The following is a 24392-nucleotide window of genomic DNA, read 5'->3' as shown; positions in this document are numbered from 1 at the left end:
GGTGCGAGGGGGGGCGTATGAAGGGGCTTCGCATTGCATTGCTGATCAGCATGGCTCCACGCAAGCAGGGCTCGTTGGAGGACTGGATTCACGCTTTCTGCCGGGAGGCCGCGCGGCGCGGTCACCAGGTGGATGTCTGGCTTCACGAGCCCATGCTTCCGTCCTTCGTCACGGAGCTGAAGGCGAGTGGCGCGCGGGTGGATGACCTGGCGGAGTTCGAGCGCTCGGGGCTGGTGTCCATGACGCGGCAGCTGGCTGCCCATGACGTCATCCACCTCAACTTCCTGGCGCCGCGCAGCAGCATCGCGATGGCGGCCTACGCGGCGTGGCCCACCCAGGTGTTGTACACGGCCCACTCGGACCTCATCGACAAGGAGGAGAGCGTGGTGCGCCGCGGCCTGCGCTGGGTGGTGAACCAGGCCACCATGGTCCGGGTGCACAGCCTGGCAGGGGTCTCCGAGCACGTGCGCGCCAAGGAGGGCCGGCGCTTCGGGCTCCATCCCCACCGCTCTCGCACCCTCTTCAATGGCGTGGACACCCGGCGCTTCCATCCCCGCGCGCGCCCGCGGCCCGGGGAGAAGGTGGAGCTCATCACCATCGCCAACCTGGTGGAGAGCAAGGGCGTGCACCACCTCCTGGGCGCGCTGGGACGCCTGCGCTCGCCCCGAGGGCGCCTGCGCGTCGTCGGAGATGGTCCGGAGCAGCAGTCCCTTCGCGTGCTCGCGGTCCAGCTCGGCCTCCAGCACCAGACGGAGTTCCTGGGGCTCCGCAACGACGTGCAGGACCTGCTCGGAACGTCGGACATCTACATCCAGCCCGCGCTGGTGGAGGCCTTCGGTCTCACCGTCGCGGAAGCCATGGCCTGCGGCTGCGCCGTGGTGGCCTCACGGGTTGGCGGCATCCCCGAGCTCATCCAGCACGGCAGGACCGGCCTGCTGGTGGAGCCCGGAGACGAGGCCGGCTTCGCCGCCGCGCTCGAATGCCTGCTGGATGATCCGGTCTCAAGGTTTCGGCTCGGCGCGGCCGCGCGCCAGCGGGCCTGCGAGGCCTTCGAACTCTCCAACGCCGTGCGCCGTCACGTGGACTGGTGCGAGGAGGCGGCCGGGTATGCCACCCGGGCTCGCGTCAGGCGCCCCCCCGCTGCGCTTCCGTCCAACGCCTATTTCCTGCATCCGGAGACGGCCGGGTGAGCCGCCGCCCGGGATGACGGCTACTGCTGGGCCACTTCCGCGCGCAGCTGGGCGATGGCGGGGGCCAGCTGCGGGGGCTGCATGTTCTTGGGCACTTCCACCGTGAAGCGCTCGAAGTGCTCCAGCGCTCCGGCCTTGTCGCCCCGGCGCAGCGACAGGCTGCCCAGGAAGATGAGCGCCTCCTGCGCGTCCGGCCACGTGTCCACCAGCTCCGTCAGCTCCTGCTCCGCGCCCTGCAGGTCCCCCTGCGACGCCGCGCGCAGCACGCCCCGGTGCACCCGCAGCTCCACGTTGAAGGGATCCACCGCCAGGCCCTTCAGCGTCACCTTCAGCGCTTCGTCGAACTGCTGCTGGCGGATGAGCTCATGGCTCAGCATCGACGCGGCCTCCACGTCGCCCGGGTTCGACGCCAGCCGCTGGCGCGCCTGCTCCAGCTCGTCGTTCACCTCGGGCATCTGCTGCGTCTGCTGCTGGGCCATGCCCGGCGGCGTCGCGCCCGTGCCCATCTGGCCTTCCTCGCGCGGCTTCTGCTCGGACACGAGCAGGTAGCCCAGCCCTCCGAAGAAGACCACCACGCCCGCACCCCACATCGCGCCCACCATCTGCGGGTTGCGCGACGCCCAGCCCGTGGGCGCGGGCACGTTGCGCGCGGGCGCCTTCACTCCCGCCGCCTGCCGCTTCTGGTGCTCGTCCTTCGCGCGCAGCGCCGCGGCCGCTTCCTTCTCCAGCCGCGCCTTCTCCGCCGTGTAGTGCTCCGCGGTGAAGTGGTGCTTCTCCGCCTCCAGCGTGCGCAGCTGCTCGATGAGCGACTGGGCCCGCTGCGCCAGGTCGTCCGCCGTGCCGTCCGCCTTCGCCGTGGTGTCCTGCGGCAGCGCGCTCCCCGTCTTCATCTTCATGTAGAGGAGCCACACGGCCGCCAGCACGAAGGCGACCGAGAGGACGATGATTCCGGGCAACCAGTTGGTGGGCTCGGGCTGCATGGCTTAGCGCTCCAGCTCCCGGCGCACGGCCTGGAGGTAGGGGTCCGCATCGTCCGTGGACGGCGCGGGGGTGGAAGGGGAGGGGACCGGCGCGGCTTCCGCGGGCGCGGCGCCCTCGGGCAAGAGCTGGCGCTGTTTCAGGATGACGAAGAGGCCGCCCAGCACCAGCGCCACGGGCCCCAGCCACACGAACCAGTTGAAGCCCTCCGCGCGCGGCTCCAGCAACACCCACTCGCCGTAGCGCGCCACGAAGTAGTCCACGATTTCGGTGTCCGTCTTTCCGTCGGAGACCAGCTCGCGCACCTTGTCCAGCTGCGCGCGCGCCATGGAGGACGGGCTGTCCGCCACCGACAGGCCCTGGCACACCGCGCAGCGCAGCTTCTTCGCCAGCTGCTGCACCCGCGCCTCCTGGGCCGGCGCGAGCGGTTCACTCGCGGCCTGCTGCGGCGCGAACTGCCCCGTGGCGAGGCTCAGGGCGAGGGTCAACGAGACGAGGACGGCATTCATCGGGGGCTCCAGCGGGGGCCGTCCCTAACTACCGCCCCCTGACGGGTATTGCACACGGAATCCTGGGCCGCACGCCCGCCGCCCGGGCAGCCCTTCCGACTGAAAGCCAGCGGCCTAGCCCCGGTAGCCCGAGTCGGGCTCGGTCTCCAGGTCCTGGTCCGGGTCGTACGGGTCGTCCTCCGGCGGCAGGAACTCCGCCGGCTCGTCGCGGCCCAGCGCCTGGCGCACGGCATGGAAGCCCACCGCCCCCAGGCCCAGGAGGAACGCGATGGGGCCCACCGCGAGCTTCACCCCCATGAGCGCCCAGAGCAGGCTCACGCTCACCGCGCCCACCGGCGCCCACTTGAGGAGGGCCGGGCGCTCCACGTCCGGCCGCAGCGCCGCGAGCACGAGCACCGACAGGAGCGCCAGCAGCGGCAGCTCCGACACCGGCAGGTCCCAGCCCGAGCGCGACGCGACGCCGCCCCCCGCGCTGTAGAGCGAGTCGTCCGAGGGCCGCGTCGTGGGAATCACGCGCAGCTCCGGCGGCACGCCGCGCACGCTGCCCGGCACCGGCGCGTTGTCCGGCAGCGCCGAGCCGTCCGCCATCACCTTGCCCCACGGCAGGAAGAGCGCCACCACGCACACCGCCACGCCCGCCAGCGCCAGCACCCGGGGGAAGCCAATCAGCGAGCGCAGGTCGAAGTCTCGCGCCACGCCGTCCGGCTCCGCGATGACCCGCTTGTACTGCTCCACGGCGATGAGCGCCGTCCCCGCCGCCCAGATGGGGAAGAGCAGGTTGAAGCCGGACAGCAGCCGCACCGACAGCGCCAGCAGCAGCAGCGTGAACGCGGCGGGGACTTCCGGCCGCATCAGCACCAGCGGCACGGAGTCCACCCAGCCGGGCGCGTTGCCGTCGCGGCGCAGCTCCCGCGCGACGAGCGACACGCTGCCCACCAGCGTCAGCAGGGTCCCCAGCACGCCCACGCTGGGGAAGAACGGCAGGATGGACAGCACCAGCGAGAACGCCACCAGCCCCACGCCCAGCACGCTCTGCGAGTGGCCCGGCACGTCCTTCAGCCAGCGGGGGCCCGTGTAGGGATCCTCGTCCTCGTAGGCGTCCTCCGGCGGAGGCCGTGCCTTGGAGCCGCGCGGGGGCGGAGCGCCGCTGCCCTGCCGCCGGGACTCCTCCTCCTCGTCCAGGATCTCCGCCGCGTAGGCCGGCTCGGACAGGGGACGGCTGGGGCGGTTGCTCCTGGCGCTGCTGGCGCGGGGCGGGGGCGCGGGACGCGCGGGCATCTTCGCGCCGCAGTTCTCGCAGTACATCAGGCGGACGTCCGCCGCGCTTTCACCGCACTCGGGGCACTGCATGGGGGGCCCACCTCGCTGGAGCAGGGGCTGGGGGAAGCCCTCGCGAACGACGCCGACACCAGGGACTTACTACGGATTCCAGGGCTCCCGCGAGGCGGCCCCGGGACTCCCACTCGGGCTCCCGGGTGCCTGCCTTCCAAGCGGGCTGAGGTTGACTTCAGTCCCGGCGCGCGGCTTCCGCCGTGGGGCTGGCCGCGGGCTGGGTCAGCTCCTTCACGCGGGTGGCCAGCGTCTTCGGGTCGATGGGGCCCACGTGCTTGCCGCGGATGATGCCCTGCGCGTCGATGAAGTACGTCTCCGGCACGCCCGCGACGCCGTAGTCCACCGCCATGCGCGAGCGCTCGTCCATCAGCTGCGGGAAGCTCGCGCCCATGCGGCGCAGGAAGTCGCGCGCGTTGGGCTCCGTGTCCTCGAAGACGACGCCCATGAACACGGCCTGGGCGCCCAGCTCGCGCGCGCCCCATTCCAGCACCGGGTGCTCGTACTTGCAGGGCCCGCACCACGACGCCCAGAAGTTGATGACCACCGGGCGGCCCTTGAGGTCCGCCAGCTTCACGGGGTCGCCGCCGTCCAGCGGCTTGAGCGTGAAGTCCGGCGCGGCCGAGCCCTTCAGCATGAAGGGCACCTCGTGGGGGTCGCGCCCGAAGCCCTGGAAGAGGACGAAGAGCAGCGCCGCCCCCACCGCGGCGAACACCAGGGGAAGCCGCCAGCGCTTCATGCCGCACCCCGCTCGGCGTCCGTGCCCGGCAGGGGAGGCGCCGCGCCCACCGGCGCCGCGTCCGCGCGCAGCACCGCCGCCCGGCGCGCGGGCCATACGGCGATGAGCGTGCCCAGCATCAGCAGCGGCAGGCTGTACCAGATCCATCCCACCAGCGGGAACACCCAGACGTTGAAGCTCGCCGTGCCCGTCGTCTCGCTGAAGGCCATCAGCGAGATGTACAGGTCCTCCTTCGGCGACTCACGCACCGCGGGCGTGCCCACGGGGTCCGTGCTCCGCTCGTAGTAGTTCATGCGCGGGCGCAGCTCCCTCACGTCGCCGTTGGGCGCCGTCACCTCCAGGCGCGCGGCGACGTAGGTGCGGTGCGGCTCCTCGCCGCTGGACAGGCCCAGGTACTTCAGCTGGTAGCCGTCCAGCATCATCGTGCCGTCCTTCTTCAGCGTGCCGGACGTGTGCTGCACGTACGCGCTGGAGGCCGCCACGGCGACGATGATGATCACGATGCCCAGGTGCACCACGTAGCCGCCGAAGCGCCGGCGCGCCTTGCTCGTCGCGGTGGTCAGCGCCGTGACGAAGCCCTCCTTGCGCTCGGTCATGCGCACGCGCACCGGCACCACCAGCTCGCGCAGGGTGATGAGGGTGACGAAGCCCGCCAGGCCGAACGTGAGCAGCGGATACACGCCGCGCAGCCCCGCCGCGTAGCAGGCGAGGGTGATGGCCACGCCCACCGCCGCGGGGATGAGGAACTGCCGGCGCAGCGTGGCCTTGTCCGGCGTGCCCCAGGGCAGCACCGGGCCCACGCCCATGAGGAAGAGCACCGCGATGCCGCCCGGCACCGCCATCTTGTTGAAGTACGGCTCGCCCACGCTCACGCGGATGCCGCGCACGGCCTCCGACACCAGCGGGTAGAGCGTGCCCAAAAGCACCGTGAAGGTGATGGCCACGAACACCAGGTTGTTCACCAGGATGCTCGCCTCGCGAGACATCAGCGACGACAGGCGGCCCTCCGGCGCCAGCAGGTGGCCGCGCGTGGCCAGGAGGCCAATGCACACCACCAGCAGGATGGCGATGAAGACGAGGAACGTGGGCCCGATGTCCGACTGGGTGAACGAGTGCACCGAGTTGAAGATGCCGGAGCGGGTCATGAACGTGCCCAGGATGGTGAGCACGAACGACGCCAGCGCGAGGCTCAGCGTCCACAGCTTCAGCATCCGCTTGCGCTCCTGCACCATGGTGGAGTGCATGAACGCCGTCGCGGTCAGCCACGGCAGGAACGACGCGTTCTCCACCGGGTCCCACGCCCAGTAGCCGCCCCAGCCCAGCACGGCGTAGGCCCACCACGAGCCCAGCACGATGCCCAGCGTGAGGAACATCCACGCGATGAGCGTCCAGCGCCGCAGGGGCGCCATCCACGCTTCACCAATCTCCCCGCGCAAGAGGCCCGCCACGGCGACGCCGAACGGCACCGTCATGCCCACGTAGCCCGCGTAGAGCATGGGCGGGTGGATGATCATCAGGAAGTGGTTCTGCAAAAGCGGGTTGGGGCCCGGACCGTCCGCCGGCACCGGCGACACGGCGCCCCAGGGGTTGGCGGGGCCCGCGATGAGGAAGGCGAAGAAGACGCCCACGGCCAGCATGGTGCCCAGCGCCAGCTGCATGTAGCGCGCGTGCTCCTTGCGGTGCACCCAGGCGAACGCCGCCAGGTACACGCCCATGATGAGGCCCCAGAAGAGGATGGAGCCTTCCAGCGCGCTCCACAGCGACACGATGGTGTAGATGAGCGGCGTCGCGCGGCTGCCCACCTGGGCCACGTACTTCACGCTGAAGTCGTGGTTGATGAGCGCTTCCACCATCACCAGGTTGCTGCCGATCATGCACGCGGCGAAGCCCCACACCGCGCGCAGCACCCAGGGGTAGCTGGCGTCGTTGCGGCGCATGCCGCCCACCAGCCCCAGGATGGCGCCGAACGCGGCGAAGGCCAGGCCCGCGAGGACCAGCCCATAGCCCAGCATTCCGTTCACGGCGCCCCCGGCGGTGTCGCGGTCGCGGTGGTGGCGCCTTCAGCCAGCGTGTCCTGCCACTTGCGCGGCTCCTCGCCTTCCTTGGGCGCGCGGTACTCGTTGGAGTGGTTCACCATCAGCCGGTTGGACGTGAAGACGCCGGACTTGTCGTAGGTGCCCTCCACCACGACGCCGATCTTCTCGCGGAACATCTGCGGGGGCGTCTCCAGCGAGCGCACGTGCACGCTCTTCGCGTCCGCGTCCGGGCCGTCCGCCACGCGGAAGTCCAGCGTGGTGTGGCCCTCGTTCCACTGGATGCTGCCCGGCTGCACCACGCCGCCCAGGCGGATGGTGGCCGTGTAGGCCTTGTCGCCGTTGGAGATCAGCTCCGACGGGCTCCAGTAGTAGACGAGGTTGTCACCAATGTTGCCGAAGGCGATGAAGCCAAGGCCGGCGCCGGCGAAGAGCAGGGCTCCCAGCGCGATGAGACGGTTGCGGTTGACGGGCGTCATGGGCTCACTCCTTCGAATCGGAAGCGGCGCGGGGACGGCGCGCCCAGAGGGACACCGAGTAGAGCACGAAGGCGGCCACGGTGATGCCGTAGCAGGCCCACACATAGCCCCAGCCACCCTGGAGGCGGCCACTGCCCACCTGGGTCAGGAGCATCAGCGACGTCAGCGAGGTCATGTTCAGGCCACCTTCGAGGAATGGGACGCGCGCAGCGCGGGGTCATCCGAGGGCAGCGCCTCCGGCAGCGCCACCTCCGCCTGCCGCTCCGCGAGCGCGGTGCGGTAGCGGTGCACCATGAAGACGATGAGCAGCGCCAGCATGCCGAACGCCGACACGCGCAGGGGCAGCACCATCTGCGGGTCCACCGTCTTGGGGCTGGACTGCACCTGGTGGAGGCTGCGCCACCAGCGCACGGAGAACCACACGATGGGCAGGTTGATGGCCCCGATGATGGCCACCACCGCGCTCCACACCGCGCGCTTCTCCGGGTCTTCCACGAAGCGCCGCAGCACCAGGTAGCCCGTGTAGGAGACCAGCAGGATGGCCTCCGACGTCAGGCGCGGGTCCCAGGACCAGTACACGCCCCAGGTGGGGCGGCCCCAGATGGAGCCCGTAATCATGCCCAGCGTGCCAAAGAGCAGGCCGACCTCCGCGGAGGCCTCCGCCATGGCGTCCGTCTTCCACGACTGACGCAGCAGGTACGTCACCGCGGCCACGAAGTTGATGAACATGGCCATCATGGCCATCCACTGGAGCGGCACGTGGACGTACATGATGCGCTGCACCTCGCCCATCTCCCGGTCCGGCGGCGCCCACGCGAGGCCCAGCCACCAGCCCGCGCCCAGCAGCGCCAGCGTCACCACCGGCAGGCCAAACTTGACGAACTTGTTCATCTTCAGTCCTCGATGACCCGGGGAAACAGCAAGAAGCCCACGCCCCAGTAAATCAGATTGAACCCCAGCAGCAGCCCCTGCCATGAGCCCAGCTGCTGCATGGGGTCACCCTGGAGTACGAGCGTAGTGCCCTTGGCAGCGGAGAGGAGGGCCGGGATGACGAGCGGGAACAATAGCAGAGGCAGCAGCACATCCCGTGCCCGGGCATTGCTGGAGATGGCCGCGTACACGGTCCCCGGGGCGCTGAGCGCCAGGCTGCCCAGGACCAGGATGCCCGCCAGGTCACCGACCCCGGTGACGATGCGCACCCCATAAAGGGCCACCATCACCGGCACAAGGACCACCGCCAGCGCCAGGAGCAGCAGGGCGTTGCCCAGCGCCTTGGACAGGAAGATGGCGCGCGCGTCCGCCGGGGCCAGCCGCACGCCGTCCAGGCAGGCGTTCTCCGTCTCCACGCGGAAGGACTCGCCCAGGGACAGCACGCTGGCGAAGAGGATGGCCAGCCACAGGTAGCCGCCCGCGTTGCGCTCCAGGAGCTTCGTGTCCGGGCCCAGCGCGAAGGAGAAGAGCAAGAGCGTGGCCATGGCGAAGAACACCAGCGCGTTGAGCCGCGCGCGGGTGCGCCATTCAATGAGCAGGTCCTTGCGCATGAGGACGAGCGTCGTCGTCAGCAGGCCCGGGCGGCGCTTCGCGTTCGGGGGGCTCATGCCGCCACCGCCCGGCCGTCCTGCAGGTGCAGCCGCTCCTCGCACAGGCTCAGGCCCTGTTCGATGAGGTGCGTGGCCAGCACCACCGTGGTTCCGCCCGCCTTCAATTCCGCGATGACGCCCTCCATGTCCTGGATGCCCGCCGGGTCCAGCTCACCGAAGGGCTCGTCCAGGAGCGCCAGGGCGGGGGCCTTCATCAGCAGTCGCGCGATGGCCAGGCGCTTGCGCATGCCCGCGCTGAAGCCTCGCACCGGGCTGTCCGTGCGTCGGGTGAGCCCCACTTTGTTGAGCAGCGCGTCCGCGACGTCCTGTGGCGCGTCCACGCCCAACAGGCGCCCCAGCACCATCAGGTTCTGCTGCGCGGTGAGGTCCTCGTAGAGGAAGCTGGCGTGGGACAGGAGCGCCACGTCGCGGCGCACCGCTTCACGGTCCTTCACGGCGTCGCGGCCCAGCACCTCCACCCGGCCCGCGGTGGGCCCGAGCGCGGTGGCCACGAGGCGCAGGAGCGTCGTCTTCCCGGAGCCGTTGTGACCGGTGAGCAGCAGCGAGCGGCCAGCGGGCAGCGCGTAGGTGAGCCGCGCCAGCGCCCACCGTCGTCCATAGCGCTTGCTCACGTCATGGAGGGCGAGCGCGGGCGCTGATCCAGAGGGGAGAGGGGGCATCGGCGGGCCGTTTCGTAGCCTTAAACCCCGTTGTTCACCAGTGAAACCCCTGGGGTCGCCCGCCGGAGGACAAGAAGTTTTTACGCCTGCTTCTTCCGCTGCTTTCGCCGGGGGACTGAAAGGTTTTCGCCACGGGTGGGCGCGCGACTGCCCTGGTACACCCAGGTACGACCTCTAAAGGGGCGTTCCGGCCCTCGGAGGCACGGGGTTTCCTGGGGTTACGGGTGATTTCCACCACCTTCCTGCCCTGGCATCCAGCATGCACACAGGCGGCGCGGGGCCCGGTCCATTGGGGGGAGCGGGCAGACGGCGAAAGCCGCGAGGGAGGCGTGATGGCAGGCAGGGTGTTGCGGCGGGCGGCGAAGGCGGCGGCGGCGGGATTCCTCCACTACAGCGGGGCGCGCAAGGTGATGGCGGCGTACCGGCGTTCGCAGTCGGGGGGCCGGCGCATCCTCATCGTGAGCTACCACCGCGTGGTGAGCGACTTCACCGGGGAGCTGCAGCGCTCCATCCCGGGGCTGCTCATCTCCCAGGAGACGTTCCGCCGTCACCTGGAGCAGGCGCACGCGGCGGGCTTCGAGCTGGCGAGCATTGGCGACGCGGTGGACGTGATGGCGGGCCGCCGCACCGCGAAGAAGGACCTGTTCGTGGTGACGTTCGACGACGGCTACCGCGACGTGTACCGGTACGCGTACCCGGTGCTGAAAGAGATGGGCGTGCCGGCCATCACCTACCTGCCCACGGCGTTCATCAACACGGACAAGCGCTTCAACCACGACCGGCTGTTCCACCTGCTGCGCCGCGTGCAGGAGCGCCGCTTCCGTCCGGACTACGACACCATGCCCAGCCCGTCGGTGGAGCTCTTGGGGCCCATCCTCACCGGGCAGAAGACGACGTCCGCGGCGCTGGACGACTTTATCGGCGAGCACCCCACGCGCGTGCTCACGGGCATCATCGACTCGCTGGAGCAGCAGCTGGGCGGCGGCGAGGACCTGGTGCCGGAGCAGGGCGACGTCATGAACTGGGACGAGGTGCGCCAGATGGCGCGCGACGGCTTCGAGTTCGGCGCGCACACGCTGGGCCACACGGTGCTGACGCTGGAGCCCACGGCGGTGGTGGAGAAGGAGATCGTGGAGTCCAAGCAGACCATCGAGCGCGAGGTCGGCGTCCAGGTGAAGGACTTCGCGTACTGCAACGGCTGGTACTCGGACGAGATGATCCGCGTGCTCAAGCAGCACGGCTTCCGCTCGGGCGTCACCACGGAGGACCTGCCCAACCGCGTGGGCGGCGACCCGTTCGCCCTCAAGCGCAAGGTGATGTGGGAGAACTTCAGCCTGGGGATGATGGGGGACTACTCGTCGTCACTCACGGTGTGCCAGTTCGATGACTGCTTCGGCGTGCTGGGCATGAGCCACCCGGTGCTGGGGCACCGGCAGCACGTGTTCCCCCAGGCGGCGGGCAGCACCAACGTGGTGGTCCAGGAGGCGGCCGCCGCGGAGGCCGCGTTCGCCAGGGCGACGCCGGTGGAAGTCGTGGACGTGACAGCGCCGGTGAGCGGGACGCCCCCCCGGGTTGCGGCGGGGGTGACGGGTGCGCAGGTCGTGGTGGCGCCGAACGTGGCCCTTGCCCCGGAGGCGGCGCAGCCGGAGGAGCTCCAGTGAGTGCGTCATCCAAGCCGGCCCCGGCCCCGTCGTTCCTGGGGCGGGCCGGCCCGTTGGTGTTGGCCCGGTTGTTCACCGCCGGGCTGACGCTGTCCATTCCGCTCGTGCTCGCCCGGGTGCTTCACCTGGACGAGTACGGCACCTACTACCAGCTGTTCCTCATCGCCACGACGCTGTCGTACGTGCTGCCGTTCGGCGTGGCGCAGAGCCTCTACTACTTCCTGCCCCGCGCGGAGGCGAAGCGGCCGTACCTGGGCCACGCGCTGCTCTTCGTGACGGGCGCGGGCGTCGTGGCGGCGGGCCTGGTGTGGGGCTTCCTGGGCCACGTGGCGGCCTACTTCAGCAACCCGGCGCTGATGGAGCACCGCGCGGCGCTGGCGCTCTACACGGCGTTCATCCTGGGCAGCTACCCGCTGGAGATTTCGCTCACCAGCCAGGGGAAGACGAAGGCGTCCGCGGTGGTGTACCTGGCGTCGGACGCGGTGCGCTCCGGCGTGATGGTGCTGCCGCCGCTCATGGGCTTCTCCCTGCACGGGATGATGATCGCCGTGGCCTGCTTCGCGGGCCTGCGCTACGCGGCCGCGTGGGCGGTGTCCCTGCGGGGGTCCACCGGGCCGCTGGTGGACTGGAAGCTGTTCAAGGAGCAGCTGGTGTACGCGGCGCCTTTTGGTGCCGCGATGTGCCTGGCCATCCCCCAGCAGAACGCGCACATGTACGCGGTGGCGGGCGTGGTGGCCCCCGCGGTGTACGCGCTCTACCGGGTGGGCTGCTTCCAGCTGCCGGTGGTGGATCTGCTCTACACGCCCACCAGCGAGGTGCTGATGGTGCGCCTGGGAGAGCTGGAGCGCGAGGGCCGGCTGGAGGAGGGCGTGGAGGCCTTCCGGGAGGCGGCCGGCAAGCTGGCGTACGTGTTCCTTCCCTTCGCGGCGTTCCTCTTCGCGGCGGCGCCGGAGTTCGTGGGGGCCATGTTCGGCCAGAAGTTCCTGCCCGCGGTCCCCATCTTCCGGGTGAGCGTGCTGGGCGTGGTGCTGTCCATCCTGCCCATGGACGGGACGCTGCGGGCCCGGGGACAGACGCGGGCCATCTTCGCGTCGTACCTGGTGAAGGCGGTGGTGACGGTGCCTTTGCTCTGGGTGGGCGTGAAGCACTTCGGGATGATGGGCGGCATCGCGTCCTGGGCGCTGGCGGAGATGGTGGGCAAGGGCATGCTGCTCATCCGCGTGCCCCGCGCGCTGTCCACGCCCGAGCGGAAGCTGGGGCTCAAGGACGTCATCCCGTGGCGGGAGCTGGCGCAGGCGTCGCTGGCGGCGTTCGCGGCGGGCGGGAGCATCTTCCTGCTGCGCTCCGGCGTGCATGACACGTGGGTGAACCTGCCCGCGGGTTTCCTGTGGCGGGTGCTGCCGCTGGCGGTGGCGGGGCTGCTCTTCGTGGTGGGGTACATGGGGGGCCTGTATGCGCAGGGCGTTCGTCCGTGGAGCGCATTGCAGTCCCTGCGTCCCCGACGGGTGGCCTGATTCACCGTCGGGTACCGCACGCGTGGGGGGCACTTCCCTCCCCATGCGTGGGTACCTACCTTCCAGGCGTCACGGAGTTCGGGTGCGGGCGAGGAGAGGCGTGATGGGATTCGACGCGATGACGTTGTACCGGATGGCGCATGGACTGAAGAAGCGCGGGGTGCCGTTGCTGCCCGCCGTGCTGCGCAAGGCCATCTACTACCTGCACAGCTCCTACATCCCCGAGGACGCGGAGCTGGGCGAGGGGACGCAGCTGGGCTACGGCGGCATCGGCGTGGTCATCCACAAGGCGGCGAAGGTGGGCCGTCACGTCCTCATCTCGCAGCAGGTGACCATTGGCGGACGCTCCGGGCTGGAGGGCGCGCCGGTGATTGGCGACTACGTGCGCATCGGCGCGGGCGCGAAGGTGCTGGGCAACATCCACGTGGGCGACTTCGCGGTGATTGGCGCCAACGCGGTGGTGGTGAAGGACGTGCCGTCGGGCGCGGTGGTCGCGGGCGTGCCCGCGAAGGTCATCCGCCAGGACGCGGATCCGCTCACCACGTACCAGCGTGAGATGGGCCTGCTGCCCCAGCGGACGCCGCCGAAGCTGACCCAGGTCCCACGCCCCTCCGCGCAGGCTTCCGCGCGCTAGGCACTTCGCTTCGTTGGAGAAGAGGGCTTCCTTCATGCGCGTGCTGCTCGTCGGGGACTACCCGCCGCCGTACGGGGGCGTGGCCATCCACGTCCGTCAACTCCATCAATTTCTGCGCGACCGCGGGGTCGAGGCGAAGGTGCTCGATATCGGGAAGGGTGGCCGGCCGGCTCCGGACGTCCTCCCCGTGCACGGCGCCGCCGCCTTCGGCCTGCGGCTCGCGGGATTCACCTCCGCGGGCTGGACGGTCCACCTGCACACCAGCGGCAACAACCCGAAGGCCTGGGTGCTGGCGGCGCTGGTGGGCACCATGCCCGGGCCGCGCTCGCCGCGCGTCATCACGCTGCACTCCGGGCTGATTCCGGACTACCTGGCGGAGTCGCAGGCCCGGCGCGTGTTCGCGCGCACGGCGCTGGCGGGCTACGCGCGGGTGGTGGCGGTGTCCCCGGCGGTGCGCGACGCGGTGGTCGCGTGCGGCGTGCCGGAGGACAAGGTCGTGGTGCATCCGGCCTTCTGCGGCTCGCAGGTGCGGCCCGGTCCGGTGACGCCGGAGGTGGAGGCCGCGCGGGCCCGGCGCGGTCCGCTGCTCGCGATGGCGCACCACCCGTCGCCCGTGTACGGGCGCAAGCAGATGTTCCGCGCGCTGAAGCTCGTGGCGGAAGCGCACCCGGGCGTGGGCCTGGCGTTGTTCGGCCCGGGCACGCGCTCCGAGGAGTTCATCCGCGACGCGCGCGAGCTGGGCGTGGCGGGGCTGCTGGAGGACCTGGGCGAGTTGGAGCACGCGAAGGCGCTGGGGCTCCTGTCCCAGAGCGACGTCTTCATCCGGCCCACGACGCACGACGGGGACTCCATCTCCGTGCGCGAGGCGCTGGCGTTGGGCGTGCCGTGCGTGGCCAGCGACGTGTGCGCTCGGCCCGAAGGCACGCGGTTGTTCAAGGCCGGGGACGAGCGGGCGCTGGCGCAGGCGGTGCGCGACGCGCTGGCGGCGGGCCCGGCGAAGGTGACGGCTCCGGATGCGGGGCCGGTGATGCTGGACCTGTACGCGGAGTTGCTGCCGTCCGGCATGGCAGGTGCAGGAACCGTGAACGCGGCGTGACGGAGTGGGGACGGGTTGGGGCGCCTTAGAGTCAGAGGGCGCGCTTCAAGGCTTTCAGCACGGAACTTTTGACTTCAGGAGCAGACGATGCGGCGCAGTGAAGAGATGGACCTGTCGAAGCGGGCCCTTCGCGGGCGGGACCTGGTGGTGTTCTCCAACGACTGGGACGGGGATCCGCTGTCGAAGGTCCACATCATGCGGATCCTCTCGCGGGACAACCGGGTGCTGTGGGTGAACAGCATCGGCAACCGCGCGCCCAAGGCGAACGCGCACGACGCGCAGCGGATCATCAAGAAGCTGAAGACGTTCACCCAGGGCATCAAGGAGGTGGAGCCCAACCTGCACGTGCTGGCGCCGCTGGCGATTCCGTTCTACGGCTCGGAGACGGTGCGCCAGGCGAACCGCCACCTGCTGCGGCTCCAGGTGCTGCGCGCGATGAAGCAGCTGAAGTTCGAGCGCCCCATCTCCTGGAGCTTCCTGCCCGCGTCCGCGCCGGTGTCCGGCACGCTGGGCGAGGACTTCGTCGTGTACCACTGCGTGGATGAGTTCTCCGCGTTCAGCGACACGAACGGCAAGCACATCGCGGAGCTGGAGGAGCGCCTCTTGCGCCGCGCGGACATGTGCATCACGTCCGCGGAGCGCCTGTACGAGAACAAGAAGCGCGTGAACCCTCGCACGGTGCTGGTGCGCCACGGCACGGACCACGCGCACTTCGTGAAGGCGTGCGACCCGGCCACGAAGATTCCGGAGGACATCGCGAAGCTGCCCAAGCCCATCATCGGCTTCTTCGGGCTGGTGGCGGACTGGATTGATCAGGACGCCATCATCGCGTGCGCGAAGGCGCACCCGGAGGGCTCGGTGGTCATCGTGGGCAAGACGACGCCGGACTGCGACGACAGCCGCCTGCGCGCGGTGCCCAACATCCACATGCTGGGGCGCAAGCCGTACGCGGACCTGCCGGGCTACAACAAGGCGTTCGACGTGGCGCTCAACCCGTTCGTCATCAACGAGCTGACGCTGAACTCCAACCCGCTGAAGGTGCGCGAGTACCTGGCGTCCGGCCTGCCGGTGGTGTCGTCGGATCTGCCGGAGGTCCGCAAGGTGGGCCTGTGCCGCATCGCGACCACGCCGGAGGACTACGTGAAGCAGGTCAACGCGGCGCTGGCGGACAACCCGGGCCCGAACCGGGAGCGCGCGGAGAAGATCTTCCACGAGAGCTGGGAGGCGCGCGTCGCGGAAATCCGTCAGCACGTGGGTGAGGCGATGCTCGCGGCGGGCAAGAAGCTGTAGGTCCGGTCCGGTACCGGGCGGCAGGAGGGCGCGGGTCCGGAGCGTGTGAGCGCCCCGGGCACCGCGCCTTCGTCATTCGCGTCAGGGCAAGGCGTTGGCTTCATTGTCGTGCGGACTGGCAGTCACCGCGAACGCGGCGGGCCGAGGGTATCCAGCTGTGCAGGTACTCATGCAGCTTGCACTCCAGCTCCTCCGCGAGCGTGCTTGCCCGGGGCAGCCAGGCCACGGTGAAGCGGCCATCGAGGCCCGTGCGCCGGATCTTGTCCAGCCACTCCGTCACGCAGCGCTCCGGGTAGCCCGCCGTCAGCGCTGCCTCGAAGATCAACTCGTACTCGTGCATCAGCCACGTGCTGAAGACGATGGGGTCGTCGGAGCTCACGGCGATGGGCACCGGCGGCACGCTCCCCTGGGGCTCGGGTGGGTGGAGGCGCAGGATCGGGTGGTTGCGCAAATCCATCATGTCCCCGATCAACAGGTTGCTGGAGGGGTTCACCTCCACGACCACCTGCCGCATGCTCACGGCGCGCCGCAGCGCGTTCTGCACCGCATAGAGGGCCGCCAGCTCCGAGTCGTCCAGGGTGATGTCCACCGGCTCCTGCCCGCGCTGGAAGACCTGCTCATCCTCGCGGTAGGCGCGCAACAGCCGGCGCACCTGCGAGAGGTTGCGCACCTCCTCGTCGTTGAGCCGCTCCACGGCGTGGTTGAAGCCGTCCAGGGTGCCCTCCTCCACATGCGCCTCCGGTTGGCACATGAGCCGGTGCAGCACGTGGTGCGTCTCGGCGAGCACCGGGGGCTCATAGCCGTGGCGACCGCCAAAGACGTTGGCGGCCAGCTCGCGGATGGCGTTCTCCACCTGCTCGGGGCGTCCCGGGGGCGCCTCCGCTCGGAGGTCAGGGGGAATGCGGTAGCTGCTGTACAGCCGCCACTCGAAAACGAGGTCCCACAGTCGATCCTCGGCGGTCATCATCACCGACCCTGTGGACTCCGCCCACAGCCGCGGCTCGATGCCCAGCGCCGTGGCGTGCCCCAGGCGCCCGCCGGAGGCGACCATCAGGTACTGCAGACACTCGAAGATGCGGCGCAGGCCCTCCATGAGATGGCGGAAGTCCTCGCCCACGTGGGCCGTCAGCCGCAGGGGCGGCGGATGCTGGCCGTGATGCATGGCCGCGGGCGTTGTCGCCGCCACGTTCGCCTCCCAGTGGATGTGGTGGTAGATGGGCACCAGCACCCAGGTGGGCACGCCGAGTTCCACGGAGGCCACATCCAGGCCGCGCAGCAGCCATAGCACCAACGGCACGTCGCGCAGCAGCTTCACCAGCGCGCGGGCCTTCACCACCTGCTTGGCGAAGTAGTCCGCGTAGCGGCCCCCCATGCGGATTCCCTCGCGGGGGTGGGGCTCGGCGAACGTCTGCCGCTGGCCCGCGGGCGGCGCTCCGCTTGCCCAGCGTTTGTCCGGGTCGCGCTCCTTGACGAAGTGGATGATGACACCGAACTCGGGCTCACGCTGACCGGGGCTGGGATCCTTGGAGTGTCCAATCACCTGCCGCCAGGAATGGGTGAGCGACAGCAGGTCCCTGGCCAAATCGAAGGACGTGTCCCAAGGCGTGATGCGTGCCTCCAGGGCGCGAAGGGGACGACCCCGGCCCGCCACCCGGAAGGACATCTCGGAGCGCACGTCCCGCAGCGGCTCGCGTGCCCAACCCAGCCTGTCGCTGAAGCGAACGAACCACTGCAGTCCCGCCGTCATGGGCCGCTGCACCACGGTGCGGTAGTAGATGCAGCGCACCCTCAGTGCCTGCCAGAAGATCCGTGAGAAGAGGACGTCCGTCCTGTCCTCCAGCGGCTCCTTCTCACTCTCACCCAGGTAGTTCATGCCGTGGCGCATCAGCCACCGCTCCCCGCCGTTGGGATCATCCAAATTCAGTCGCACGGCGATGGGATCACAGAGCTGCCACACCTCCCGGAGTGTCTGAGGTCGCTGAGCGGGCAGGGTGCTGCCCACGGGGTGGAGTGCCATGTACAGGCCATGCAAGGCATGGAACGCGGGGAGTTGCTCCGAATCGCCCCGAGCGAGGGCCTGGAGCGTCCGTGCCAGGATGTAGAGATGGGTGCCGGGCCAGACCCGAAACCCGCTCCGCTCATCCATGAATTCTTGGAATGTCTCGAAGCGGCAGCCGGTGTGACGGCTGATCATGTACTCGGCGAGCACGCAGCGGGCGATGGCCGCGGCCAACAACCAGCGCAGCAGCAGCTTGCCGTCCTTGACTGGCAGGGCGGGGCTCTCCGCCGCTGTCTCCTGGAGCATGGGGTCCGCCAGCTCCGCGAGCAGCGAGGCCCAGAGGAGGGGAAAGTCCATGCTCGCGCCGATGTGCTGGTGGATCTCCGCCACCCCGGCGTCCTCCAGGGACTGCATCAGCGGAGGGGACTCCAGGCGCACCTCGACAGGAGGCGGCTCCTCCGGAATGGCGGCCAGCAGCAGATCTTCCGGGAGCGCGAAGGTGAGCCAGCGGTAGTGGCTGGACGCATCGAAGGCGTTGGCGTCGCTGCGCCATTCGAGCCAGGTGATGCCGGGGCGGGACTTGAGGAAGCCACGGGCCAGGTTGGTCAGGTACAGCCGCATGGAGACGTGCCGCTGCGTGGACGCCCGCCGGCGTCCGGGCGCGTCGCCGAACCAGAAGAAGTCACGCGCGAGCACGAGCCGGTCCAGGGACCAGCCGCTCGCGTGTTCTGACAGCGTGCGCTCGCACTCCCGCCACAACCCCAGGGTCCGGTTGGGCTGGCGCTCGCCCTTGTCCAGGTTGGGGTTGAGCTGCACCATCGCGCTCTCGAAGGCCGTCATGCTGACGAGGGGGAAGCTGGCGACCTCCGCCCGCACGTAGGCCTCGACGACGCGCCTGGGCATCAGGGGGATGCCGGGCGTGGAACCGGCGGCCCTCATGGCGTTCCCCGGACGAGGTCGGCGTGCCGGCGCGTCATCGCCTCCCAGTCCCTGCACGCCTTCAAACACCACTCGCGCAGGGCGAGGCGTCCCTGTGTGTCGCCACTGAACTCCGCCTCGAGTGCCTGGACATCCTGGGAGTCGCGCAGCGTCTCGCGGATCAACATGGACCGGTGGCTGTCGATGAAGGGCCAGCTGTTCTGCCAGTGGTTCTTCCAGAGCTCGGTCTTGGCGAGCTTCTCTCGCAGGCCCAGGTGCTCCAGGCAGAACGGCGGGAGGAACTCGGGGTGCAGCATCAAGGGAACGTCCTGGTCAAGCCAGGCCAGCGCCAGCCGACGCCTGCCGTAGGAGGCCGCGCCCCGGGAGTCTTGGTAGAGCTTGTCGAGTCCGTCCCTGACGTAGTCCAGATAGCTCGCGACCGCTTCCTCGCGGAAACCATTCGGCCTGCCCTTGGAGGCCGCGTCGCTGGGGGGCACCACCATGCCGAGAGGGAGTTTGCCGTTCTCGTTGCGCACCTCCCAGTTCCACCCGCCTCGCCCGCGTCCCGCCACCGACCGGATGTTGTCGAACCACGCGGCCAGCACGAACACGAAGCGGAAGGCCGCGAAGCGCTGGTGGTCGGAGACGCGTCCTTTCTCGGGAGCGAAGAGAAAGCGAGTGCGGTGCAGGAACGCCTGCCACTGCGTGGCGAAGATGGAGAAGTCGATGAAGGTGTCCCACCTGGGCGGAGTCCACCAGAAGCCAAGCCGGGTCTCGCCGAGGTTCGGGAGCTTCGCCGTGTGCAAGGTCACTGCCATCGCGGGGGTGGTGCCCAGCGACGTTTCGTCGCCGTTGAGCACTCGCCGGTCGTTGCAGAGCACGAGCAGGTCGTGCAGCACCATGTACCAGCCCGCGACCTGCGGTGGCAGGGGCACATTGCGCCCGGGGCTGGCCGCGTCGTGCAGCTCGAGGATGTCGTCCTTCAGGTGCCGCAGGTGCAGCTCGCTGCGCAGCAATTGCGCCTCGGACCCCGACGCCTGGGAGGTCCTGCCTGGTGAAGGCTTCGCCGGGTCGTTCCAATCCGGGAACCACTCCAGCATGTCGGACAGCGTGGTGACCTTCTTCCGGCGCACGGGATTGCCGGTGAGGTCGAGGATGTTGCGGTCCTGGTCATCCAAGCGAAGGATTCGGTTGTGCAACTGCTCGGTGGCCCAGGCGGGCAGCTCGCTCTCGTCAATGGCGGAGTGGAGCATGGTCGTCGCCAGCTTGATGGACAGCTCCGAGCAGAAGAGGCAATGCTTCTCATCGGGCTTGTGGGTGTGCTGCTTTTTCTGCAGGACGCGAAGTTGGGCGGCCTGCCAGAGGTCCAGCGCACCGCGCGCCGAAAGATTGAGGGCGAGCCGGCCCGCATGGGTGAAGACGGGGTTCTGGCGGCGCGCACGCGGCGTGGGCGCTCCCATTTGAGACTGCAGGCGTACGACGACCTCCACCAGCTCCTCACTCACGGGCCCCCTGGCGTCGCGCAGTTGCCGCTGGATGTCGAAGAGGAACGCGCCGCCCACATCCACCGGCAGAACGGAGGCGCCCTCCGCGTTCTGGGCACTCGCCGCGGCGCCAGCTGCCTTCATCGCCACTTCTCGTTCCTCCGTCTCTTCCGCCTCCGCCTCTGTGTCCTGGGCTGCGCTCGGCGCAAGGTCCTCGCCGCGCTCCTCCGCCAGGAATGCGCGGCAGGCCGTCAGGAGCTCGGCGCCCTCGTTGCCGTGCCCCCGGAGCTGCTTTTCGATGTCGAAGAGATCCGCGAGGCTCCTCAACCCATCCTCGTGCCCGGCCTCTCCCGGAAGCGGGAGCGCGTCGAGGAAGGTCCAGAGCTCATCGGGCTCTCCCTGGGTCGTCAGGAGGCGGGGAGCCGCCGTGAAGCGCCACACCTCTTCGGGGGGGACCGGCTCGATCTTGATTTGATGCGCGGACGGCAGCACCCGGTGCATGGCGGCGGCGGCCTGGCGCCGTGCGATGGAGCGCGCATCCTCCTCGCCCCGCAGGTCCATTGGGAGATGGGAGAAGTCGGTGAGCTCCTTGAGGAAGGTTCGCTCCAGGAAGAGCTGGAACTCCTGCCGTCCCGCGGCGAGGACGAACCACAGCCGTGGGCTGGCCACCATCCGTACCAACTTGATGATGGAGGCGAGGTGCTGCGTGCTGCGGTCCACGTTGTCGATGGGCAGCACCAGCAGGAGCTTCTGCTTCGTCGTGTGCCCGAACCTCCGCGCGGCCATCAAACTGGAGACGCACTCCATGGCGGAGAAGAAGTCTTCTCGGAAGGTGGTGTAGATTTCGGCGGCCTTGACATCCTGGGACGCGCCCTGGAGGGCATCCTGGGCGCGGCGATCCGCCCACATGAAGGTCGCGCCCTGGATGAGCTTGTCGATCTTGCCGTACGGGTCATCGAGGCCCTCCTCAAGCAGCGAGGGTGCGACCCATCGGTCCTTCCGGTGGTGGTCCCGGTCAATGGCCTCACGCGCGCATACCAGCAGCGTGGCCAGCAGATTGGCCGTCCCCTCACTGGGCAGCGGCTCGACGTCGAGGAGCGGCAGCCAGACGAGGCTCTCCTGGAGCTTTTCGAGCTTTTGGCAGATGCCGGCCAGTGGCATCGGCATCGGCTCTCCTCTGCGCGAGCCGAAGCCGAGGAACGCCTTCGGATCGCGCAGGGCCTGGTCGAGCGTCAGCAGGATGGTGGTCTTCCCGTAGCCCCGGTCGCCGGCGACGAGGACGCTGGTGGCGAGCTGATCCTTGACCTGCCGCTCCTCGCAGGAGGACGCGTCGCCCGAACGAGGGGACTTTTCCTTGCCCTCATGCTTCCCGACGGCGGTGTGCAGCCAGTTGATGAGTTCTTCGGTGGCGAACCGGGTCACCGGCAGCAGGTCATCCCATCCGAGCGCGGAGGCTTCCGGACGGGGGCCGAACGCCTCCCCCGAGCGCGCGATGAGGTCCGGGCTCGTGGCGGGTGGGTGTCGTGGATGTGTCGGTTCCATTGCTGCTCCCCCTCAAAGGCTTGCGCACAGCGTGCTTTCTGTGAGGTGAGGAGCCGTGTTTGAGCTGTGAATGGACTGGAGCCGGAGCGGAAGTCGGCCTGTCTGCCTCAGGAATTTTTGCCGGTCTTGCCAAACCGGACCGACCAGGCGCGGAAGTCCGACCCGATGAGGCAGAGCACGAGCACGCCCACGACCCAGTGCAGGCTGTGCGCGGTGGCGTGACAGAGCAACCCGGTCACGAAGGCGATGACGATGAGCGCGACGACGAAGTTCGGCCCGAACAGCCATCCCATTCCCGATCCACTGCCTGATAGGCATTGAAGGGTGTCAATGGCTTTCTCCCAGTTCCCCGGATAATACCACCAGCTTGCGAGCAGGACGATGGCGCCTGGCATGAAGGAGGAGCATCTGCGAGAGAGGCTCGACGGAGGGTCCGGCAATTCCGATTGTCAATCCTGCGGCTGAAGAGCAGGTCTCGGAGTTGAGCGAGCAGGCGTGAGCTGCGCTCCACCTCGGCTTCTTGAGGCAACTCTGAGACCGGCGCTATTCCTGAACAGGCACCCAACCGCTGACATGGGCTACCAGAGCGTTGTCCTTATGATTGAGGCAATGCCGCCTCGGCGTGGCGATTCCTGAACGCATGTCTGATTCCGCAAAGCCGTCAATGCATCGTCAGTGAAAGCATGCTCGCCGTCAGGCGCGGCCCGTCACGCGGCGCTCCAGCAGGGCGTAGCGGCGGGCGAGGCGGGTGTAGTCGGCGGGGCGGATGGGGGGGCGCTCCTTCGTGCGCAGCAGGTCCTCCTTCGCGTCCAGGTAGTCGCGCGCGGGCACGCCGCAGGTCTCCTCCAAGAGCCGCGCGGCCTCCGTGTCCGGCAGGGAGGGGGCGATGCCCAGGCGCTCCTGCATCAGGCGTCGCAGGCCCGTGTCGAGCTCCGGCAGCAGCTCCGCCTCCACCTTCGCGCGGCGCATGAGCCAGCCCAGCGAGCGCACGTACTCGCGTGACGAGCGGTGCCGCTCCACGCGCACGGGCCGGGGGGCGCCGAAGCGGGTGCCTCGGGAGACGACGTAGACGAGCCCCACGGCGAGGCTCTGCGCGATGAAGACCCAGAGGCCCTGGGCCAGGGGCGGGCGGGTGATGACGGCGTGGTGGAACTCGTCGAAGCGCAGGGGGCCGCGCGCGGCGAGCGCATCCCAGAAGCGCAGGTTGTCGAGCAGCTCCAGCCGCCGGTTCTCCGCGAGGTCCGGGCCCGCGGCGACGTAGACCTCGCCCTGGCCCAGGTCCCAGCGCCACAGCACGCCCGCGCTGCCCAGGCCCGCCAGCGGCACCGCGTCCTCATGTTCCACCCGCAGGCTCCGGTCCCGGGCCACGCGCAGGAGCGACAGGTCACGCAGCGCGCCCGCGGGCAGCCACACGTCCACGGTGACGCCAGCGGGATCCACCCACTCGGAGGCGAGGCCCTGGTGGTTCGTGCCGGGCAGCGCGCCGGAGACGATGTGCAGCCAGTCCTCCATGCCCGGCTGGTGTTCGCCCAGCGCATGCGGAGACAGGTACACCAGCGTGCCGCCGCCCCGGACGAAGCGCTCCAGCGCGGCGACCTCCTCCTTCGTGATGGGCTGGGCCTGCGGCGCGGCGATGACCAGCGTGCGCGTCCCGGCGGGAATCGAGTCCAGGGACGACGTCTGCGCGCTGACGTCCCGCCCACGTTCCTCCAGGTAGAGGAAGAGGGCCTTGAGCCCCAGCGGGCCCGGGTTCGTGATGGACGGCACGGGGGAGTCCGGCGGGGCCTCGTGCGAGGCCAGCCCCACCGCCAGCGCCACGGCGATCATCAAGCCCAGGATGACCGCGACGCGCGCGTTCCTCACGGCCGGACCTCCGCGAGCGAGCCGTGCAGCTGCTCCACGGACTCCACGAAGCGCGTGGCCTCCTCGCGCGACACCGGCTCCAGCGAATAGAAGGCCCGGTCGTACCAGCCGACCAGCCGCTCCACTTCACCCGTCACGCGCGCGGGGGCGCCTCGCGTGGGCAGCTCCGCGGCGAGCTCGCGGTTCGTCTTCACGCGGTCCGGCCGCGCCAGCTTTCGCTGCTCCAGCGTGGACAGCAGGCCCAGCAAGCCTTCGCGAATGGCCTCGCGCGCGTCCTCCGTCTCCAGCGCGGTGCGCGCCCGGCCCAGGTGTTCTCCGGGGGTGTCCAGCTCCAGGGGCGCGGCTTCGCCCGCCACTCCCGGCGCGCTCACCGTCTTCCTGCTCCGGCGCCAGCGCACCCGCAGCACGCCGAACAGCACCACCGCCAGCGCCAGGCCCAGCATCACGGCGCGCGTGGCCACCGCGAAGCCCTGCGCGCCCCGGGATTCGAAGAGGCCCTCCAGCCAGTTCTGCAGCTCGCGCAAGAGGCGCGTCAGCAGGTCGCTGTTGCGCTGCCGGGCTCTCGCGAACTCCGGCCGGTCGAGGATGGCGCGCAGCCGCTCGGGGTCGCTCGTCACGCCAGGCGCCACGGCCGGCTCCGCGTCCAGGGCGCACACGGCCTCCAGGTACACGGTGAGCTGCGTGGCGCGCTCGGGCGCCGTCTGTCCGGAGGCTCCGGGCGGCAGGGGCACGCCGTCCAGGGCCTCCACCAGCCGGTTCACCTCCGCGTTGAACGCCTCCGGCCGCGAGCGCGCCGTGTCCTCGAGCCGGCGCGACACGGCCTCCCGGTCAGCGCACGGGGGCAGGGCGGTCAGCAGGAGGAGGAGGGGCAGGG

21 protein-coding genes are annotated in these 24392 nt (G+C 69.9%); 6 read left to right on the top strand and 15 right to left on the bottom strand.

Features of this window, described 5'->3' with window-relative positions:
• Window positions 1–1190: glycosyltransferase family 4 protein (locus D7W82_RS25725; protein WP_233587925.1), on the top strand; the 1190-nt coding region annotated here is incomplete at its 5' end.
• A gap of 20 nt (window positions 1191–1210) precedes the next feature.
• On the opposite strand, the gene D7W82_RS25720 is transcribed toward D7W82_RS25725, so the two are convergent.
• The 10 genes from D7W82_RS25720 to ccmA all read right to left on the bottom strand — a co-directional run bounded on the left by D7W82_RS25720 (window position 1211) and on the right by ccmA (window position 9517).
• Entirely contained in the window at window positions 1211–2170 is a 960-nt protein-coding gene (locus tag D7W82_RS25720; RefSeq protein WP_120620879.1) for a tetratricopeptide repeat protein, read from the bottom strand.
• A 3-nt stretch (window positions 2171–2173) separates the two neighbouring features.
• Entirely contained in the window at window positions 2174–2677 is a 504-nt protein-coding gene (locus D7W82_RS25715; RefSeq protein WP_120620878.1) for a cytochrome c-type biogenesis protein, read from the bottom strand.
• A 114-nt stretch (window positions 2678–2791) separates the two neighbouring features.
• The gene (locus D7W82_RS25710) at window positions 2792–4027 is read right to left on the bottom strand and encodes a zinc ribbon domain-containing protein (protein ID WP_147439530.1); all 1236 of its coding nucleotides are present in this window, start codon (window positions 4025–4027) and stop codon (window positions 2792–2794) included.
• A gap of 157 nt (window positions 4028–4184) precedes the next feature.
• Complete coding sequence (locus D7W82_RS25705; RefSeq protein ID WP_120620876.1) at window positions 4185–4745, bottom strand: redoxin domain-containing protein; 561 nt, start codon at window positions 4743–4745, stop codon at window positions 4185–4187.
• Window positions 4742–6766, bottom strand: coding sequence for a heme lyase CcmF/NrfE family subunit (locus tag D7W82_RS25700; RefSeq protein ID WP_120620875.1), 2025 nt, complete (start codon window positions 6764–6766; stop codon window positions 4742–4744). Before D7W82_RS25700 ends, D7W82_RS25705 begins: the two co-directional genes overlap by 4 nt.
• The gene (locus D7W82_RS25695) at window positions 6763–7257 is read right to left on the bottom strand and encodes a cytochrome c maturation protein CcmE (protein WP_120620874.1); all 495 of its coding nucleotides are present in this window, start codon (window positions 7255–7257) and stop codon (window positions 6763–6765) included. Before D7W82_RS25695 ends, D7W82_RS25700 begins: the two co-directional genes overlap by 4 nt.
• 4 nt (window positions 7258–7261) lie before the next feature.
• Entirely contained in the window at window positions 7262–7432 is a 171-nt protein-coding gene (locus D7W82_RS41060; RefSeq protein ID WP_199727828.1) for a hypothetical protein, read from the bottom strand.
• Window positions 7433–7434: 2 nt separating this feature from the next.
• Entirely contained in the window at window positions 7435–8148 is a 714-nt protein-coding gene (gene ccsA / locus D7W82_RS25690) for a cytochrome c biogenesis protein CcsA (protein ID WP_120620873.1), read from the bottom strand.
• A gap of 2 nt (window positions 8149–8150) precedes the next feature.
• On the bottom strand, window positions 8151–8855 hold the full coding sequence (locus tag D7W82_RS25685; protein ID WP_120620872.1) for a heme exporter protein CcmB: 705 nt from the start codon (window positions 8853–8855) through the stop codon (window positions 8151–8153).
• Complete coding sequence (gene ccmA, locus D7W82_RS25680) at window positions 8852–9517, bottom strand: heme ABC exporter ATP-binding protein CcmA (protein WP_120620871.1); 666 nt, start codon at window positions 9515–9517, stop codon at window positions 8852–8854. The genes D7W82_RS25685 and ccmA overlap by 4 nt, the downstream gene beginning before the upstream one ends.
• A 410-nt stretch (window positions 9518–9927) precedes the next feature.
• Here ccmA and D7W82_RS25675 point away from each other — a divergent pair, with 410 nt between their 5' ends.
• The 5 genes from D7W82_RS25675 (at window position 9928) to exoP (ending at window position 15712) form a co-directional block, all read left to right on the top strand.
• Window positions 9928–11178 (top strand): polysaccharide deacetylase family protein, encoded by a 1251-nt coding sequence (locus tag D7W82_RS25675; protein ID WP_370451074.1) that lies wholly within the window; start codon window positions 9928–9930, stop codon window positions 11176–11178.
• A complete protein-coding gene (locus D7W82_RS25670; RefSeq protein ID WP_120620869.1) occupies window positions 11175–12692 on the top strand; it encodes a lipopolysaccharide biosynthesis protein in 1518 nt (505 codons plus the stop codon). Before D7W82_RS25675 ends, D7W82_RS25670 begins: the two co-directional genes overlap by 4 nt.
• A 103-nt stretch (window positions 12693–12795) precedes the next feature.
• Window positions 12796–13326: a serine O-acetyltransferase gene (locus tag D7W82_RS25665; protein ID WP_014395823.1), complete on the top strand. Its 531-nt coding sequence runs from the start codon at window positions 12796–12798 to the stop codon at window positions 13324–13326.
• Between the two features lie 34 nt (window positions 13327–13360).
• Window positions 13361–14422 carry a glycosyltransferase family 4 protein gene (locus D7W82_RS25660; RefSeq protein ID WP_120620868.1) on the top strand — a complete coding sequence of 354 codons (1062 nt, stop codon included), beginning with the start codon at window positions 13361–13363 and terminating at the stop codon, window positions 14420–14422.
• Between the two features lie 87 nt (window positions 14423–14509).
• Window positions 14510–15712 carry a spore coat polysaccharide biosynthesis glycosyltransferase ExoP gene (gene exoP, locus D7W82_RS25655; protein ID WP_120564455.1) on the top strand — a complete coding sequence of 401 codons (1203 nt, stop codon included), beginning with the start codon at window positions 14510–14512 and terminating at the stop codon, window positions 15710–15712.
• A 100-nt stretch (window positions 15713–15812) separates the two neighbouring features.
• Here the strand turns inward: exoP and D7W82_RS25650 are convergent, their stop codons facing one another.
• The 5 genes from D7W82_RS25650 to D7W82_RS25630 all read right to left on the bottom strand — a co-directional run bounded on the left by D7W82_RS25650 (window position 15813) and on the right by D7W82_RS25630 (window position 24390).
• Window positions 15813–18650 carry a hypothetical protein gene (locus D7W82_RS25650; protein WP_120620867.1) on the bottom strand — a complete coding sequence of 946 codons (2838 nt, stop codon included), beginning with the start codon at window positions 18648–18650 and terminating at the stop codon, window positions 15813–15815.
• On the bottom strand, window positions 18647–21655 hold the full coding sequence (locus D7W82_RS25645; RefSeq protein WP_147439529.1) for a hypothetical protein: 3009 nt from the start codon (window positions 21653–21655) through the stop codon (window positions 18647–18649). The genes D7W82_RS25650 and D7W82_RS25645 overlap by 4 nt, the downstream gene beginning before the upstream one ends.
• Window positions 21656–21762: 107 nt before the next feature.
• On the bottom strand, window positions 21763–21948 hold the full coding sequence (locus D7W82_RS25640) for a hypothetical protein (protein ID WP_120620865.1): 186 nt from the start codon (window positions 21946–21948) through the stop codon (window positions 21763–21765).
• Between the two features lie 400 nt (window positions 21949–22348).
• Complete coding sequence (locus D7W82_RS25635) at window positions 22349–23518, bottom strand: DUF4350 domain-containing protein (RefSeq protein ID WP_120620864.1); 1170 nt, start codon at window positions 23516–23518, stop codon at window positions 22349–22351.
• The gene (locus tag D7W82_RS25630; protein ID WP_233587924.1) at window positions 23515–24390 is read right to left on the bottom strand and encodes an O-antigen ligase family protein; all 876 of its coding nucleotides are present in this window, start codon (window positions 24388–24390) and stop codon (window positions 23515–23517) included. Before D7W82_RS25630 ends, D7W82_RS25635 begins: the two co-directional genes overlap by 4 nt.
• Window positions 24391–24392 lie beyond the last annotated feature (2 nt).

It is taken from the genome of Corallococcus sp. CA049B, from assembly GCF_003611685.1.
Lineage (GTDB): Bacteria > Myxococcota > Myxococcia > Myxococcales > Myxococcaceae > Corallococcus > Corallococcus coralloides.
This window is presented reverse-complemented; position numbering and strand designations above follow the sequence as displayed.